The organism is Arthrobacter sp. Br18 (assembly GCF_000520555.1).
In the GTDB taxonomy this organism is placed as follows: Bacteria; Actinomycetota; Actinomycetes; order Actinomycetales; family Micrococcaceae; genus Arthrobacter_D.
In genome coordinates, this window is record NZ_KI914899.1 from 63,228 (window position 1) to 79,821 (window position 16,594).

General features: G+C 68.2%; 14 protein-coding genes and 1 riboswitch. Of the genes, 7 read left to right on the forward strand and 7 right to left on the reverse strand.

Translation table 11 applies throughout. From position 1 onward, the window contains the following. Window positions 1-24 precede the first annotated feature (24 nt). The 3 genes from Y704_RS22385 to Y704_RS0117425 are packed head-to-tail and all read left to right on the forward strand — an operon-like array spanning window position 25 to window position 3,987. A complete protein-coding gene (locus Y704_RS22385; protein WP_051477344.1) occupies window positions 25-1,530 on the forward strand; it encodes a glycosyltransferase family 87 protein in 1,506 nt (501 codons plus the stop codon). Next, entirely contained in the window at window positions 1,527-2,552 is a 1,026-nt protein-coding gene (locus Y704_RS22390) for a lipid II:glycine glycyltransferase FemX (RefSeq protein WP_035773301.1), read from the forward strand. The genes Y704_RS22385 and Y704_RS22390 overlap by 4 nt, the downstream gene beginning before the upstream one ends. Further along, window positions 2,545-3,987, forward strand: coding sequence for a phytoene desaturase family protein (locus tag Y704_RS0117425; RefSeq protein ID WP_026551051.1), 1,443 nt, complete (start codon window positions 2,545-2,547; stop codon window positions 3,985-3,987). Before Y704_RS22390 ends, Y704_RS0117425 begins: the two co-directional genes overlap by 8 nt. Here the strand turns inward: Y704_RS0117425 and Y704_RS0117430 are convergent. From Y704_RS0117430 to Y704_RS25475, 4 genes are all read right to left on the reverse strand, one after another. Continuing rightward, entirely contained in the window at window positions 3,984-4,388 is a 405-nt protein-coding gene (locus Y704_RS0117430; protein WP_051477346.1) for a DUF7793 family protein, read from the reverse strand. The two genes, Y704_RS0117425 and Y704_RS0117430, sit on opposite strands and share 4 nt — an antisense overlap. Further along, window positions 4,385-5,173 carry a class I SAM-dependent methyltransferase gene (locus tag Y704_RS0117435; protein ID WP_026551053.1) on the reverse strand — a complete coding sequence of 263 codons (789 nt, stop codon included), beginning with the start codon at window positions 5,171-5,173 and terminating at the stop codon, window positions 4,385-4,387. The genes Y704_RS0117430 and Y704_RS0117435 overlap by 4 nt, the downstream gene beginning before the upstream one ends. 17 nt (window positions 5,174-5,190) lie before the next feature. Then, complete coding sequence (locus tag Y704_RS0117440; RefSeq protein ID WP_026551054.1) at window positions 5,191-6,222, reverse strand: LLM class flavin-dependent oxidoreductase; 1,032 nt, start codon at window positions 6,220-6,222, stop codon at window positions 5,191-5,193. Between the two features lie 160 nt (window positions 6,223-6,382). Further along, entirely contained in the window at window positions 6,383-6,775 is a 393-nt protein-coding gene (locus Y704_RS25475) for a zinc-binding dehydrogenase (protein WP_081747741.1), read from the reverse strand. A gap of 778 nt (window positions 6,776-7,553) precedes the next feature. Next, a riboswitch (glycine riboswitch) is annotated at window positions 7,554-7,656 on the forward strand. A 174-nt stretch (window positions 7,657-7,830) separates the two neighbouring features. On the opposite strand from Y704_RS25475, the gene gcvP reads away from it, so the two are divergent. The 4 genes from gcvP to Y704_RS0117465 all read left to right on the forward strand — a co-directional run bounded on the left by gcvP (window position 7,831) and on the right by Y704_RS0117465 (window position 14,623). Next, window positions 7,831-10,698, forward strand: coding sequence for an aminomethyl-transferring glycine dehydrogenase (gene gcvP, locus Y704_RS0117450; RefSeq protein ID WP_026551056.1), 2,868 nt, complete (start codon window positions 7,831-7,833; stop codon window positions 10,696-10,698). A gap of 13 nt (window positions 10,699-10,711) precedes the next feature. Continuing rightward, window positions 10,712-11,818: a glycine cleavage system aminomethyltransferase GcvT gene (gene gcvT, locus Y704_RS0117455; RefSeq protein ID WP_026551057.1), complete on the forward strand. Its 1,107-nt coding sequence runs from the start codon at window positions 10,712-10,714 to the stop codon at window positions 11,816-11,818. A 100-nt stretch (window positions 11,819-11,918) separates the two neighbouring features. After that, window positions 11,919-13,253: a serine hydroxymethyltransferase gene (gene glyA, locus Y704_RS0117460; RefSeq protein ID WP_026551058.1), complete on the forward strand. Its 1,335-nt coding sequence runs from the start codon at window positions 11,919-11,921 to the stop codon at window positions 13,251-13,253. Beyond that, entirely contained in the window at window positions 13,250-14,623 is a 1,374-nt protein-coding gene (locus Y704_RS0117465) for an L-serine ammonia-lyase (RefSeq protein WP_026551059.1), read from the forward strand. The genes glyA and Y704_RS0117465 overlap by 4 nt, the downstream gene beginning before the upstream one ends. Here Y704_RS0117465 and Y704_RS22395 read toward each other — a convergent pair. The 3 genes from Y704_RS22395 to Y704_RS22400 form a co-directional block, all read right to left on the reverse strand. Beyond that, window positions 14,604-15,302, reverse strand: a complete 699-nt coding sequence (locus tag Y704_RS22395) for a nucleoside/nucleotide kinase family protein (RefSeq protein ID WP_216699011.1) — start codon at window positions 15,300-15,302, stop codon at window positions 14,604-14,606. The genes Y704_RS0117465 and Y704_RS22395 overlap by 20 nt on opposite strands. A gap of 33 nt (window positions 15,303-15,335) precedes the next feature. Then, window positions 15,336-15,779 carry a MarR family winged helix-turn-helix transcriptional regulator gene (locus tag Y704_RS0117475; protein ID WP_026551060.1) on the reverse strand — a complete coding sequence of 148 codons (444 nt, stop codon included), beginning with the start codon at window positions 15,777-15,779 and terminating at the stop codon, window positions 15,336-15,338. A 171-nt stretch (window positions 15,780-15,950) separates the two neighbouring features. Next, window positions 15,951-16,594: alpha/beta fold hydrolase (locus Y704_RS22400; RefSeq protein ID WP_051477348.1), on the reverse strand; the 644-nt coding region annotated here is incomplete at its 5' end.

Sequence of the window (16,594 nt, forward strand, 5' to 3'; positions counted from 1 at the left end):
GCCAGGAGCCGATAGGCTCGGATCATGACGTCGAAAGCCGGCCGGCGGGCGCCCTCCCGGATCAGCGTGCCCACGCGCGCCGACCCCCTCCTGTCCCGCCTGGCCGAGGTTCTCGGCGGCCCGATGGGCCGCCACACGGCGCCGGGTCTCGTGGCACCGGGATTCTTCACGGTCCAGCGCGTGCTCCTCCTGCTGACGACGCTTGCTGCCCTTGCCGCGATCGCTGTGAAAACCCCCTGCCGGACCGGAGGCTGGACCACGCCCGAGCAGTTCTATCGGGCGTGCTACTCCGACTGGCCAGAGCTGTTCCGGAGCAGGAACCTCGGCGCCGGCAACTTCCCCTTTCTCTCCCTGGACGCGCCGTTCGAATATCCCGTGCTGCTGGGGGTTATCGCCGGGGTGACCGCTCTCCTGGTGGCCCCGGGTGAGGAGACGGGGCTCGGCAGCGGCGCCAGGACCCTGCAGTACTTCGACATCAATGCCGTATTGATCGCCGGGGTCTGGATTCTCACGGTCCTCGCCACCATGCGCCTCGCCAACCGACGGCCGTGGGACGCAGCCATGGTGGCCGTGGCCCCCGTCATCATCGTTTCAGGCACCATCAACTGGGATCTGTGGGCAGTCCTCCTCTCAATCCTCGGAATGCTCGCCTTCGCACGCTCCCGACCGGTCGCCGCAGGAATCCTGCTCGGGCTGGGCACCGCCGTCAAGCTGTATCCCGTGCTGATCCTCGGAGCGATCATCCTCCTCGCGCTTCGATCCGGGCGCTTCCGCCCGGCGATCGTCACCGGCGGGGCGCTCGCGGCGACCTGGCTTGCGGTGAACCTTCCCTTCCTGCTCCGGGACTACTCGGCGTGGGCCTATTTCCTGCAATTCAGCGGGATGAGGGAACCGGGGTTCTCCTCCCCGTGGTATCTCTACAACGCATTCGCCGAGCGCGGCGGCTTTGCCCCGCTGACCCCGGGCTTCGTCAATGCAGCAAGCGCAGGACTGTTCCTTCTCGCCTGTCTCGGCATCGCGGTCCTCGCCCTCGCGGCCCCCCGGAGGCCCCGCCTCGCGCAGCTCGCCCTGCTCATCGTGGGCTCCTTCATTCTCTTGAACAAGGTGTACTCGCCCCAGTACGCGCTCTGGCTCGTGCCGCTGGTCGCCCTCGCCTACCCCCGGTGGCGGACCTTCGCCCTCTGGCAGCTGGCGGAGGTGATGCACTGGTGGGCGGTCTGGATGTACCTTGCCCTGCAAACGAGCGGAGGGTCCATCTACACCAACATCGACCTGCCCTACTATGCGCTGGCGGTGGCAGCGCATATCATCCTGACGGCATACATTCTGCTGAGAGTGGTCCTCGAGGTACTCGACCCCCGAACCGACCCGGTCCGCCGGGCGGGGATCGACGACCCCGGCGGAGGTCCCTTCGATCAGTCTCCTGACCGGTTCACGCTGCGCGGCCGGTGGGCCGGCCGCCCCGTTGGGAGCGATAGCCCTCGGGTAGGCTTGGGGTCGCCAGGTTCCCCAGTGAAAGAATCCATGTGAGTGCACCGCTGTTCCGCTACGACAGGCTTGACGAAACGGAGTTCGGCGCCCTCGCCGACCACCATCCCGACGTCCTGGTTCCCATCGAGCAGACCCCGGCCTGGGGCCGCTTCGAGGCTGCACTGGGCCGCAAGCCCTTCGGCATCTGGGCGTACCGCGATGCGGACGGCATACTGGTGGCCACCGCGAGTTTCCTTCGCATCCAGCGCCGGCTGCGGGAGTCACTCGTGGTGGTCAACGGACCGGTGTGGTTCACCGCAAGGACACCGGCGGCCGAACGCGTCCTGATGCACACTGTCCGGCACCAGTTCCGCCACGACGACGGCGCCGCGCCCCTCTATGTGCGCATGCAGGTCGCGACGCCGCAGCTCCCCGCCGCCGGTCCGCTGGAGCACGGGTGGTACGAACGGGAGATCGTGGTCGACCTGGAGCCCGACGAGAAGGCTCTGCTTGCCGGTTTTCGTCCCAACGCGCGGAACAGCATCCGCCGGGCGCGGAAGGCAGGAGTGGAGATCCGAAGCATTCCGCGAAAGGAATGGATCGCGGTTTTCCGGGAGGAACTCTTCCCCATCCTGCAGGAAACCGCTGAACGCGACGGATTCTCGAGCTTCGACTCCACGTACTACGAGGCCTTCCTGGTGCAGCTTGCGGACCATGCGGGCCTTCTGGTCGCCTACCAGGACGGCAGGGCGGTCAGCTGGCTGATCACCACGCTGTACCGGGGGCACGCCGTGTACTACTTCGCGGGCAGCACCGATGATGCCCGCCGCACCTTCGCTCCCTATCTGCTGCTCTGGGAGGCGTTCCGTGCGCTGAAGGCTGCAGGCGCCCGCAGTTGCGGCCTCACGGGAATCGTGAGCGAGAATTACCCGCAGCTCATCAACGTCACCACCTTCAAGCGCAACTTCTCGAAGAATGTGGTCACGCTTCCCACCACCTACGACATTCCCCTGCACCCCCTCCGCTACCGCGCGGTGGCTGCGCTGCTGCGGGCGCGGCGCAAGCGGTCCTCCCGTGGCTGATGTCGAGATCGTCGGTTCCGGACCCAACGGGCTGGCCGCCGGCGTCGTGATGGCCCGAGCGGGGCTCACGGTCCGCGTGCACGAGGCGTCGGGCACCATCGGCGGAGGGTCACGCACGCTCGAACTCGTCGAGGACGGGCACTTCCACGACGTCTGCTCTGCCGTTCACCCCATGGCGCTGGCATCGCCCTTCTTCCGGGCGTTCGGGCTCAGCAGGCGGATCGGATTCGCTGTGCCCGAGGTGTCCTTCGCGCATCCGCTCGATTCCGGACGCGCCGGTGTCGCCTTCCGCAGCCTTGACCGCACGGTCGAGGGGCTGGGTTCCGACGGGCAGGCGTACCGCCGGTTGATGGAGCCATTGATGCAGCGCGAGGAGGAAATCCTCGCCTTCGTCCTGAACCATGTCCTCCGGCTGCCCGGAAAACCCGAGGCGGCGCTTCGCTTCGGACTCGCGGTGCTGGACCAGGGATCGCCCTTCTGGAACCGGCGGTTCCGCACCGAGGAGGCACGGGCATTGCTCACCGGCATCATGGCCCATCCGGTGGGTCCGCTGCCGTCGCTGACAGGTGCGGGGGCCGGGCTCACCCTTGGTTTACTGGCCCACACCGTGGGCTGGCCGATCCCGGTGGGCGGCTCGCAGTCGATCGTCGACGCCATGGCCGCCGACATCCGCGCGCACGGCGGCGAGATGGTGGTGGACAGCCGCATCGATTCACTGGCCGAACTCGGGTCCGCGAAGGTTGTGCTCCTCGACGTTGCACCGAAGGCACTGGTCCGCCTTGCGAGGGGCCGGCTTCCTGTTGCCTACGAACGGGCGATCAACAGGTTCAGGTACGGCAACGCCGCCTGCAAGGTCGACTACATCCTGTCCGGGCCCGTCCCGTGGGCCAATGCCGAGGCGGCCCGGGCGGGCACGCTGCACCTGGGCGGCACGAGGGCCGAGATCGCTGCCGGAGAGGCGGCCGTGGCGGCGGGGAAGCATCCCGACAGCCCGTACGTGCTGGTGTCCCAGCCCTCCCTGTTCGATCCGACGCGCGCTCCGGAGGGGCGCCACACGCTCTGGACCTATTGCCATGTCCCGGGCGGCTCCACCAGGGACATGGCCGAGGCCGTCACCCGGCAGATCGAGCGCTTCGCGCCGGGCTTCCGCGACGTCGTCGTGAGCTCGTACACGACGACAGCGGCCGGTCTGGAGACGTACAACGCCAACTATGTGGGCGGTGACTTCGGGAGCGGTGCCGTCACCCTGCGCCAGATGCTGGCGAGGCCGGTGCCGTCGCTGTACCCGTGGGCCACACCGCTCAAGGGCGTGTACCTGTGCTCACAGTCGGCTCCTCCGGGGCCCGGCGTCCATGGAATGGCCGGCTTCCATGCCGCACGGCTCGCCCTCAGGCGGGAATTCGGGCTGAAGGTGCCCGCGCTCGGGCCCGCCTAGCGAGGTTCAGGAGCGGCCGCGGTGGCAAGGAGCCACGCCGTTGCATCTGCCCGTGAGGTGAAGAAGCGTGTGGGACACGGCGGGGTGTGCACGCCGAGGAAGAAGTTGGCCAGGAGGCGGTCGACCGGAGACTTCCCCAGCAGGGCGATGCGGGACGCCGCGCAGGGGATGGAGAACACGCTCCGTGCACTCCGGCTGACCGCCTCGGTGGTCTCCATGTCGACCAGCATGGGGTGCGCGTCCGACCGGCACAGCTCATCGACAGCTGCCATCGCGGCTCGCGCATCCGGCTCCTCGATGCGGACACCTCGGATCCACGCGAGGTGGACGATCCCGTCGGTTCGCAGTTCAAGGGTCGCCTTGCCGCCGTCGATCGTCGTCCGCGGCGACTCCTCGGTCAAGGATTCCTGCGGAGCATCGCGAAGTAGCCCGGGATGGCGGTGGGTCCGCCGGATGTCATGGTGACCGCTTCGATGGTGACCGGTCCTTCCGCAGCCACGTGCCAGTCCCGGGCGGGGAAGGCCGCACTCCGCTCCCGCGCACCGAACCGCCCGGGCACGGGGATCCCGGCGATAGCACGCTCCAGCTGCTGCGGGATGTTGCCGGGGCTCGCGCCGAGACTCTGCAGGTAGGCGAGCGGATTGCCCCGGAAATTCGTCTCGGTCAGCAGCACCCTCCCCGTGGTGCCCACCAGATCAGCAAGATTCCGCGCGAGCGCCCGCTGCTGCTCTTTGCGCAGCACATGCAGGACACCGCGGACGAAGACATTCACCGGCCCGTACTCCGAGCGAAGTGCGGCACCGGTGCCCGCCGTCGTGAAGTCGATCGTGCGGTACCGGGTCCGGGCTATCCCTGTCGACTCCTGTTCGGCGCGGTCGACCGCACTCCGGGCGACGTCGACGCCGAGCGCCAGGGGGAAGACTTCCGCGAGCCGCCGCGTGAACGTGCCATTGCCGCAGCCTACGTCGATGACGGGGAGGGTGAGATCCATATGCTCCCGGATGGGACCGCCGTACTGGTTCCACTCCGTGTCCGACGCCGAGTCCCACAGCACCTCGCCGCCTGCACCGGTGTGCTGCACGCGGCTCCAGTATACTTCCCACGCCTTGGTGGGATTCCTGGGCGCCCGCGTCGAGAGGAGGGCAACCCGCGGCACCATGCGGGCCTGGCTGAGAAAGTTCGGCATGACGCCACCCTAACGGGTCACGCGAGCAACTCCCGCACCATCGGTATCACCTTCGTGCCGTACAGCTCGATGCTGTGCATCAGCTTGTCGTGCGGCAACGGCCCCGCGCTGTACTTCATGTCGAAGCGGTCGATACCGAGCGTGGTTGCAGTGGCAGCGATCTTGCGGGCAACGGTCTCCGGCGAGCCGACGTAGAGGGAGCCACCGTCGGCTTCGGCGTCGAACTCCGCCCTCGTGGTGGGGCCCCACCCGCGCTCGGCACCGATGCGGTCGCGCAGAATGCGGTTGTCCGGCCACAATTCCTCGCGGGCCTGCTCGTCGGAGTCGGCGATGTAGCCGGGGGAGTGAACGCCGATGGGCAGCGAGGGCTGGCCGAGCTGGCCCAGCGCCCGGTGGTAGAGATCCACGTAGGGGGCGAAGCGGGCGGGTTCGCCGCCGATGATCGCCAGCATGAGCGGCATGCCGTAGCGCGCGGCGCGCACCACTGATTCGGGGCTGCCACCGACGCCGATCCAGGTCTTCAGGCGCCCCGACTCCGTGGGCGGATAGACGCGATGATCCGTCAGTCCCGGGCGGGTGCGGCCGCTCCAGTTCACCGGCTCTTCCTTGAGAAGTTCCGCGAAGAGGCCCAGCTTCTCCTCGAACAGCTCCTCGTACTGCGACAGCTCGAAGCCGAAGAGCGGAAAGGACTCGGTGAAGGATCCGCGGCCCAGGATCACCTCGGCGCGTCCGTTCGACGCCGCGTCGAGGGTGGCGAAGCGTTGGTATACCCGGACGGGGTCGTCGGAGCTCAGGACGGTGACCGCCGATCCCAGCCGAATCCGCGAGGTCCTGCCGGCGATGGCCGCCAGGACGGTTTCGGGGGCGGAGATGGCGAAGTCGTCCCGGTGGTGTTCGCCGACGCCGAAGAAATCGATCCCCACCTCGTCGGCCAGCACGGCTTCCTCGATCACGTTGCGGATCACCTGCGGGTAGGGGACCAGTGTGCCGTCGCTGCCCCTCGTGACGTCGCCGAAGGTATCGAGTCCCAGTTCGAGGTGCCGTGCCATGGTTGACGCTCCCGTGCTCTCGTAGCCGATCCGCTCTGGATCCTGCTGCCTACAACGCGGCAGTTCGGAGCCCCATTCCCGTTTTGCATGCAGATGCATGATGTATTGGCGCATGCTGTCCGGGTGGCGCGCCCTTCGACGTGCCACCGCCTCTTCCTGGTCACCGCCCTTCAGCAGGTTCTTCTGCGTGGGCCGGGAGGATGACGATCTTGCCGAAGGCCTTGCCGCTTTCGAGGTGCCGCAGGGCGTCCCGCACCTCGTTGGTCCAATAGGTGGAATCGAGTACGGGCTCGATCCGATGTTCAGCGATGAAGCCCGTCATCTCCTCGAACATCTCCCGGGAACCGGTTTCTATGCCGTGGATCGTCACGTTCCTGGTGACGATGTCGTAGGTGTTGATGTGCGCGGCTGTCCCGGCGAGGAGGCCGATGAAGCTGATCGTTCCCCCGATCCTGACCGCCCTGAGGGAGGAGTTGAGGATCTCGCCCCCGATCGTTTCCATGACGTGGTCGGCCCTTGCTCCCGAGGTGAAGCCGAGCACCTGGGCGGCGATGTCCGGCGATCAGGACGGTCTCCCCCGGTTGTACGCGGCTTCGCCGTGCCACGGCGTGCCAGGCGGTGATTGCCGCGACGGGCAGGGTGGCGGCGTGCTCGTCGTCGATTCCGTCGGGAATGTCAACGGCCTCGTCCTGGTGGATCGTCACATATTCCGCGAGCATGCCGCGGTTGGTCGGGCCGCCTGTCGGGTTCACGTAGGTGTCGCGGGTCAGCTGTCCGGCGTGCCACCGAGGTATGAAGATCGGGGCGACCCGGCGGCCGATCCTGAATCGGTCGACGCGCTCTCCCATTTCCACCACCGTGCCGACGGCGTCGGAGCGCGGCACGATGCGGTTGCGGGGATTCCAGCCTCCCCTGCCGTTGATGACCAGCAGGTCACGGTAGTTCAGCGAGAGGGCCGAGATCCGGACCAGGACCTCCTGCGGGCCCGGTATCGGCAGCGGGACCTGGATCAGCGACATGGTGTCGATCCCCCCACCATCGGTGGTCCAGACCCTCATGAGCCGCGACGACCTCGACCGGCATGCCGCCGGGCGTCCTCGTGAGCGTCGCGCAGGAGTTCCAGCTGCCATCGGACTGCGAGCCTCGGTTCCACACCCATGGGTCAAGTCTGATCCTGAACTGCTGACGGCGACACCGAAATAAAGGACGGCTCCCGGGGTTCACTCCTGTCCTTCCGCGACCCACGGCTCCGGTTGTGGAGGAGGGCGGCTTTTGCCCGCCCCAGCGGCACGCGGTAAGCTTGTGAGAAGGACCACAACTGAATACGCCATTGACCTGCAGCGGGAGAGTTCTACCGCGAAAGTCGACTCCGGTAGGCGCCGTAGGAGCAAATCCTCCCCAGGAATCTCTCAGGCCCAGTACCGCTGCGGTTAGGCAACTCTGGAAAGCAGCACTGCATCCTCCCGCGATTCTCCGCGGAACCTGCGGTGCTCACCGACGGTGCAAGCAGGCGTACGCCCTGCGGAAACTCTCAGGTTCCCTACAGAGCGGGGAGGAACCCACCACGTAGGCGCACCCACGCGCACCCACCTGACGTATGGAGTTCCCATGACAGCCTCCCCGGAAACGGCTTCGACCTTCGCAGACCGGCACATCGGCCCCCGCCCGTCCGACGCCGGCCGGATGCTCGAAGTGCTCGGCTACCCCAGCATCGACAAGCTCGTCGATCTGGCCGTGCCCGCCAGCATCCGCTCCGAGCGGGCGCTCGATCTCCCCGCCGCGTTGAGCGAACCGGAAGTCCTCGTTCAGCTGCGCGCGATGGCCGGGAAGAACAGGACCGCGGTCCAGATGATCGGGCAGGGCTACTTCGACACCGTCACGCCCCCGGTGATCCGCCGCAACGTCCTGGAATCCCCCGCCTGGTACACGGCCTACACGCCCTACCAGCCCGAGATCTCCCAGGGCCGCCTCGAAGCGCTCCTCAACTTCCAGACGATGGTGCAGGACCTCACTGCCCTCGACATCGCCAACGCCTCACTGCTCGACGAAGCCTCCGCCGTGGCCGAAGCCGTCCTTCTCATGCGCCGCTCCGGCAAGAACAAGGGCCGCACCGTGATCGACGCCGACGCCCTCCCGCAGACCGTCGCCGTCGTCCGCGGCCGCGCCGAAGCCCTTGGCTTCGAGGTGGAGATCGCCGACCTCTCGGGCGGACTGCCCGACGGCGACGACATCAACGGCATCGTCCTCCAGCAGCCCGGCGCCTCGGGAGCCATCCGCAACCATCAGGCAGTGATCGACGCCGCTCGGGAACGCGGCGCGCTCGTCGCCGTCGCCGCCGATCTCCTCGCGCTCACCCTCATCACGCCTCCCGGCGAGCAGGGCGCCGATATCGCCGTCGGCTCGGCGCAGCGCTTCGGCGTCCCGCTGTTCTTCGGCGGGCCGCACGCCGCGTACATGGCCGTGCGCAAGGGGATCGAACGCATGCTCCCCGGGCGCCTCGTCGGGGTGTCTAAGGACGCCGACGGCGCACCCGCCTACCGCCTCGCGCTCCAGACCCGCGAGCAGCACATCCGCCGTGAGAAGGCGACGTCGAACATCTGCACAGCGCAGGCACTGCTGGCGATCGTCGCCAGCATGTACGCGGTGTACCACGGGCCGGAAGGGCTCAAGGCCATCGCACGCACCACCCATGAGCGTGCCGTGCACCTTGCGCAGCTGCTGTCCGGAACCGACGCGACCGTCGTCCACGCCGACTTCTTCGACACCCTGCTGGTCAGGGCGCCGGGCAGGGCCGCGGACCTCGTGCAGCAGGCCGAGGAGCAGGGCTTCAACCTGCGACGCATCGACGCCGACTCCTTCGGCATCTCCTGCGACGAGACCACCACGGTGCAGCACGTCGAGGCACTCGCCGGAATCCTGGGATCCGGGACTCCGGAATCCGCCGGCACCGGGAAAGCGAGCCGGATTCCCGAGGACCTGCAGCGGACGTCGTCGTTTATGACCCACCCTGTCTTCTCGATGCACCGCTCCGAAACCGCCATGCTGCGCTACCTGCGCCGCCTCTCGGACAAGGACCTGGCGCTGGACCGCACCATGATCCCGCTGGGCTCGTGCACCATGAAGCTCAACGCCACCGTGGAGATGGAGTCCATCTCCTGGCCCGAATTCGCCTCGATCCACCCCTTTGCGCCCGCAAGCCAGACCGAGGGGTGGCGGGAGCTCATCACCGACCTCGAGGAGCGGCTCGCCGAAATCACCGGCTACGCGAGAGTTTCCCTCCAGCCGAACGCCGGCTCGCAGGGCGAACTCGCCGGCCTGCTCGCCATCCGCGGCTACCACCGCTCACGCGGCGACACCGCCCGCACGGTCTGCCTCATCCCGTCCTCCGCCCACGGCACCAACGCGGCGTCGGCGGTCCTCGCGGGCATGAAGGTGGTGGTCGTAGGGACGGCTTCCAACGGCAACATCGACCACGATGACCTCGTGGCGAAGATCGAGAAGCACGCGGACCAGCTCTCCGCGATCATGATCACCTACCCGTCCACGCACGGCGTGTTCGAGGAGGACGTCCGGTGGGTGTGCGATCAGGTGCACGACGCCGGCGGCCAGGTCTACATCGACGGCGCCAACCTCAACGCATTGGTGGGCCTTGCGAAGCCCGGTGAATTCGGCGGCGACGTCTCGCACCTGAACCTGCACAAGACCTTCTGCATCCCGCACGGCGGCGGCGGTCCCGGCGTCGGACCGGTGGCCGTTGCCGAGCACCTTTCGCCGTTCCTCCCCGGGGACGCGAACCGCAGCATCGCCGACGACGGCGGCGCGGAGGCGACCGGTGGCGCCCCGGTGTCGGGCTCGATGTACGGATCGGCCGGCGTGCTGCCCATCTCCTGGGCCTATGTGGCCCTGATGGGATCCGAGGGGCTCACGAGCGCCACCGCGCATGCGCTGCTCACGGCGAACTACGTGGCCGCCCGCCTCAACGATTACTTCCCCGTGCTCTACACCGGAACGCAGGGCCTCGTGGCCCACGAGTGCATCCTCGATCTCCGGCCGCTCACCGCGAAGACGGGAGTCACTGCCGAGGACGTCGCCAAGCGCCTGATCGACTACGGGTTCCACGCGCCCACGCTGTCCTTCCCCGTCGCCGGAACCCTCATGGTGGAGCCCACCGAGTCCGAGGACCTCCGTGAGCTCGACCGCTTCATCGACGCCATGATCGCCATCAAGGGTGAGATCGACCGCGTGGCGAACGGGGACTTCACCCTCGAGGAAAGCCCGCTCCGGCAGGCTCCGCACACCGCGCAGCTGCTGATCAACGACGAGTGGACCCAGGTGTATGCCCGCGAGCTCGCAGCCTACCCGCTGCGCTCACTCCGCCAGAACAAGTACTTCCCGCCCGTCCGCCGCATCGACGGCGCACACGGCGACCGCAACCTGGTGTGCTCCTGCCCGCCGATCGAAGCCTTCGAAGACTAGGGACAGCCCCACCATGACCAAGCAGACAGCGCTCTACGCCCGGCACGAAGCCCTCGGGGCGTCCTTCACCGACTTCGGCGGCTGGCAGATGCCCCTGAAGTACCGCAGCGAACTCGACGAGCACCACACGGTACGGCGGGCCGCCGGGATCTTCGACCTCTCCCACATGGGCGAGGTGCTCATCAGCGGTCCCCAGGCCGCAGACTTCCTCAACTATGCCCTGGTCAGCAACCTGGCGGTGGTGGCGGTAGGCAAGGCCAAATACTCCCTCCTCTGCAACGCCGAGGGCGGAGTGATCGACGACCTCATCGTCTACCGCCTGGCCGAGGAGCGCTTCCTCGTGGTGCCCAACGCGAGCAATGCGGACAGCGTCGCCGGGCAGCTGCGGATCCGCGCCGACGGTTTCGACGTCGCGGTCGAGGACCAGTCGGAGGACACGGCACTGATCGCGGTGCAGGGCCCCGCCGCGGAGGCGATCCTCCTGGCGCTGGCCGCACCCGAAGCGGCGGAAGCCATTACCGGGCTCCGCTACTACGCGGCAGTCGAGGTGGAGCTCGCGGGACTTCCCGTGCTGCTCGCCCGCACCGGCTACACCGGGGAGGACGGCTTCGAGATCTTCCTCGGCAGCGCGTTCGCCGTCCGGCTCTGGGATGCGGCGATGCAGGCCGGATCGGAGCACGGCCTGATCCCGTGCGGCCTTGCCTCCCGTGACTCGCTGCGCCTCGAAGCGGGAATGCCGCTGTACGGCCACGAGCTCGGCCTGGACACCAACCCCTTCGAAGCCGGCCTCGGCCCCGTGGTCAGCCTCAAGAAGACCGAGGATTTCGTCGGGCGCTCCGTCCTCGAACCACTCAAGGGCCAGGACCCGGCACGCCGGCTGGTGGGCCTGCGGGGCTCCGGTCGCCGTTCGGCGCGGGCGGGGTACGACGTCGTCGTGGACGGGAATGCCGTGGGAACAGTGACGTCAGGCCTTCCGAGCCCCACGCTGGGCTACCCGGTGGCGCTCGCCTATGTGGAGGCGTCCCTCGCCGTGCCGGGCACCGATGTGCACATCGACCTGCGCGGGAAGCCGGAGCCCTTCACCGTCGTGGACACCCCGTTCTACCGGCGGCAGAAGTGATCCCCTCGTTCTATGCCCTGATCAACATATTCCCGGGACTGATCGAACCCTGGGCTCTAGACACCGCTGAAGAATACGCGCAACGGAATGGAACTGAGCTATGAGCATCGCGACCGGGCGCATCAGCGCCGTCGACCACCTGAATGCCGGCCTGGCCGACCTCGACCCCGAGGTCGCTGCAGGCATCGACGCCGAGCTGGGGCGCCAGCGCCGCGGCCTCGAGATGATCGCCTCGGAGAACCACACGCCGCAGGCAGTAATGCAGGCGCAGGGCTCGGTGCTGACCAACAAGTACGCGGAAGGCTACCCCGGCCGCCGCTACTATGGCGGCTGTGAGCACGTGGACGTGCTGGAGCAGCTCGCCATCGACCGCGTGAAGTCCCTCTTCGGAGCGGGGTTCGCCAACGTGCAGCCGCACTCCGGTGCGCAGGCGAACGCCGCCGTCATGCACGCGCTCATCAAGCCGGGCGACACGATCATGGGCCTGAATCTCGCCCACGGCGGGCACCTGACCCACGGCATGCGCATCAACTTCTCCGGCAGGCTCTACAACGTGGTGCCCTATCAGGTGCGCGAGGACGATCACCGCGTGGACATGGACGACGTCGAGCGCCTCGCGCGGGAGCATCGGCCGCAGCTGATCGTGGCCGGCTGGTCCGCCTACGCCCGGCAACTCGACTTCGCGCGGTTCCGGGAGATCGCCGATGAGGTCGGGGCGTACCTGATGGTCGACATGGCCCACTTCGCCGGCCTCGTCGCGGCCGGGCTGCACCCGTCCCCGGTGCCGCACGCCCACGTCACCACCTCCACCACGCACAAGACTCTCGCTGGGCCGCGCGGCGGCATCATCCTCAGCAATGACGCCGGCATCGCGAAGAAGATCAACTCCGCAGTGTTCCCCGGCCAGCAGGGCGGCCCGCTGGAGCACGTGATCGCCGGCAAGGCCGTCGCCTTCAAAATCGCCGCCTCCGAGGAGTTCGCCGAGCGCCAGCAGCGGGTGCTCGACGGTGCCCGGATCCTGGCCGAGCGGCTGATGCAGCCCGACGTCAGTGCCGCCGGCATCTCCGTGGTGAGCGGCGGCACCGACGTGCACCTCGTCCTCGTCGACCTGCGGAACTGCGCGCTCGACGGCCAGCAGGCCGAGGACCGCCTCGCCACGATCGACATCACCGTCAACCGGAACGCCGTCCCCTTCGATCCCCGCCCACCGATGGTGACCTCGGGCCTGCGCATCGGTACACCGGCGCTGGCGAGCCGCGGGTTCGCCGGAGATGCCTTCCACGAGGTGGCCGACATCATTGCTGAGGCCCTCGTCGCGGCCGAGGGAACCGACCTCTCCGCGCTCGCCCGGCGCGTCGCCGAGCTCGCCGACGCGCACCCGCTCTATACCGGCGTCGAGCCGTTCCTGCAGGCGGCCGGAGAAGGCACCTCATGATGATCAGTGCGTTCGATCTGTTCAAGATCGGGATCGGCCCGTCGAGTTCCCATACCGGCGGACCCATGACGGCCGCCTACCTGTACACCGAGCTGCTGCGCTCCGAGGGACTCCTGGACAGTGTGGACCGCCTGCACGTCCAGCTGTTCGGTTCCCTCGGGGTGACGGGCCACGGCCACGGGACGGTGAAGGCCATTCTCCTGGGGCTTGAGGGTGAACAGCCGCATCTGGTGGATCCGACCACCGCCGACGCCCGCGTCGACGGCATCGGGGCGGCGCTGTCGCTGAACCTGGCGGGGGATCGGCCCATCCGCTTCGATCCGACCGCGGATCTGATCCTGCATCGGAGGGAGCGCCTCGACTACCACACCAACGGCATGAGGTTCGAGGCGTATCGCTCCACCGGTGAGCTGCTCAGGGCCCGCGACTACTTCTCCGTGGGCGGGGGCTTCGTGCTGGACGAGGACCAGATCGGGTCGGGAACGGCCATCGAGAAGCCCGTCCCCGTTCCGCATCCCTTCACCACGGGCGACCAGCTCCTGGCACTCTGCAGGACCACCGGCATGTCCTTCTCCGACGCCGTGCTCGCCAATGAACTTGCCTGGCGGACCGAGGAGGAGGTGCGGGCCGGCCTGCTGGAGATCTGGGACGTCATGCAGGACACCATTCGCCGCGGCACCTCCACCGGCGGAATCCTTCCGGGCGGGCTGAGCGTCCGACGCAGGGCGGCACGCCAGCTCGAACTGCTCGAGAAGGTGAATGATCCCGACGACCGCCTCGGCACCATGGAGTGGGTCACGCTGTTCGCGCTCGCCGTCAACGAGGAGAACGCTGCGGGCGGGCGCGTGGTCACGGCGCCGACCAACGGTGCGGCCGGCATCATTCCCGCGGTCCTCAAGTACTACGTCGATTTCGTACCGGGAGCCGACGACGACGGCGTGGTGCGGTTCCTGCTGGCAGCCACGGCCGTGGGATCACTGTTCAAGAGGAACGCCTCGATCTCGGGGGCGGAGGTCGGCTGCCAGGGTGAGGTCGGTTCGGCCTGCGCCATGGCGGCCGGAGCTCTCGCGGAAGTCCTCGGCGGCACGCCGGAGCAGGTGGAGAACGCCGCGGAGATCGGGATCGAGCACAATCTGGGCCTCACCTGCGACCCCGTGGGCGGGCTGGTGCAGATTCCCTGCATCGAGCGCAACGCCGTCGGGGCCATGAAGGCGATCACGGCGGCCCGCATGGCAGTACGAGGGGACGGCCAGCACCACGTCTCCCTCGACATCGCCATCAAGACGATGCGCGACACCGGTGCGGACATGATGGACAAGTACAAGGAAACAGCACGCGGAGGCCTCGCCCTCAACGTGGTGGAGTGCTGACCGGCCCGACGACGGCGGCGTCGACGATCAGGTCTGCGCTACCCCGGGTCGCGGCGACCAGCCGCGCGTTCTCCCCATCGACCCGCGAGACCCAGGCCCGAGCGGCGTCGGCGGATTTGCCGAACCGGACGTGGCGTTCGACGAGGCGTTCGATGCGCAGCTGATCGTCCTGCTCGCAGTACCAGGTTTCGCTGCACTCCGCGCGGGCCTCGCGCCAGCCCGGGGCGTCGAGGAGCAGGTAGTTGCCCTCCGTCACGACGATGCCGGTTTGAGGGCTCACCGCGATGGAACCGGCAACCGGCTGTTCGATTCCGCGGTCGAACCCGGGCGCGTACACGGTATGCCCCCGATCCCGGCGCAGCCGCTGCAGCAGGGCGGCATAGCCGAACGGATCGAAGGTGGCCGCGGCGCCCTTCGTCGCGAGCAGGCCAAGGCGTTCCAGTTCACTGTCGGCCAGGTGGAATCCGTCCATCGGGACCTGGACGGCCGCCCGGTCCTCGTCCTTCCGCCCGACATTGAGGGTGTCGACCAGCGCCGCGGCGAGGGTCGACTTCCCCGCTCCGGGCACCCCGGCGATCCCGAGGATGGTACGCCCGGAATGGGAGGCGGCGATCCCGAGGATGCGCTCAGCGAGCCCGGCGAGCGCGCCGTCGCCGGCTCGCCCAGCGAACCGGTTCACCGGCGATCCCCAGTTTCCCGTTCCCGCTGCGGATCAGACCGCTGCTGCCGCGAGCTTCTGGCGCTGGGGGGCGAGTTCGCCCACGATGCCGCGGAGCAGGGCGCGCAGCTCGAAGGACTCGAGGCCCTCGCCTGCCATGAGGGTCCGCTCGATGTTCTCGGCGTTGATCAGCGCATCGGTGCCGGACGGGGTGATGGTGATCTGCTGGCTGCGGCGGTCCACCGTGTCGCGGATCCGTGAGATGAACCCCTGGCGCTCCAGCTTCTCGATCGTCTTGCCGATCGTCTGCGCCTGCACGTGGACGGCCAGGGCGAGTTTGGCGCCCGTCGTGGTCCCCTCGCGTGCGAGGACGCCGAGCGTGGTGTAGCCCGCATGGGTGATGCCGATGTCGAGGAGGCGCTCGTTCCAGGCGTGATCCACCAGTCGTGCGGCAGTGGTGAGGAGGCGGCTTGTGGACCACTCGTTCATTTCAGGCATGTCGGCACTTCTTCCCGATCTTTGGAACACCTGGCCGGCCCTGCAAAGGCGGGGCCGGCCAGGTGCCTGGCTACTGGTGGATGACGCTCAGGGCACTTCCCACCCGTACCCCTACTATGCACTTCAATCTTCAAGTTTTCCCTGCGGTGCCGCTGAAGCTTGCCGCAAAACCTAGCTTGCCCCTGCCCGGGTACCGATCGACAGGGCAAGGGCCCGGATCGGATCGGCCACGGCGGCAGGCGCGCTGTGCTGCACCACGTGGGGGTGGCCTTCGATCTCCTTGAACCGGCCCGCCGGCGCTGCGTCGGCGAGCTCACGGCACCAGGCCTCCCGCGCCACAGGGTCCCGGGATCCCCGAAGGACCAGCACCGGGGCCGGAATGCTGCGCAGGGACTCCTCCAGCCGGTAGTTCATCATCGGCTTCAACTCGCTGACGTACCAGCGGATGCCCGTCCGGAGGTAGTCGGTGAAGACGATGCGGTTTGCCGAGGGTGATTCGCGGAGAGAGTCGAGAGCCAGGGCCAGGCTCTGACGCAGCACGTTGCGCCGCCTCCGATCCACCACGGGACCTATCAGGACGACACCGGCGGCGAGCTCGGGGGCCTGCAGTGCGGCGGCCGCGACGATCTGCGCTCCCATGGAGTGTCCCACCAGGATGCAGCGGGACACGCCGGCATCCTGCAGCGCCTGGACAAGGACTGCCGCATGTTCCTCGACGGCCAGGGTGTGCTTCGGCCGCGGATTTGCGCCGAATCCGGGCAGATCAAGGGAGTAGGTCTCCGCGGTGGCGGACAGCTCGTCATGCAGCTTCGTGA

What these genes read in the sequence shown, in the direction of transcription:
- Y704_RS22385 (WP_051477344.1), top strand. Translation starts at nt 25, where the DNA reads ATGACGTCGAAAGCCGGCCGGCGGGCGCCCTCCCGGATCAGCGTGCCC.
- Y704_RS0117440 (WP_026551054.1), bottom strand. Translation starts at nt 6,222, where the DNA reads ATGGCACGGCACCTCGAACTGGGACTCGATACCTTCGGCGACGTCACG.
- gcvP (WP_026551056.1), top strand. Translation starts at nt 7,831, where the DNA reads ATGACAGCCTCCCCGGAAACGGCTTCGACCTTCGCAGACCGGCACATC.
- Y704_RS0117475 (WP_026551060.1), bottom strand. Translation starts at nt 15,779, where the DNA reads ATGCCTGAAATGAACGAGTGGTCCACAAGCCGCCTCCTCACCACTGCC.
- Y704_RS0117435 (WP_026551053.1), bottom strand. Translation starts at nt 5,173, where the DNA reads ATGCCGAACTTTCTCAGCCAGGCCCGCATGGTGCCGCGGGTTGCCCTC.
- gcvT (WP_026551057.1), top strand. Translation starts at nt 10,712, where the DNA reads ATGACCAAGCAGACAGCGCTCTACGCCCGGCACGAAGCCCTCGGGGCG.
- Y704_RS0117465 (WP_026551059.1), top strand. Translation starts at nt 13,250, where the DNA reads ATGATGATCAGTGCGTTCGATCTGTTCAAGATCGGGATCGGCCCGTCG.
- glyA (WP_026551058.1), top strand. Translation starts at nt 11,919, where the DNA reads ATGAGCATCGCGACCGGGCGCATCAGCGCCGTCGACCACCTGAATGCC.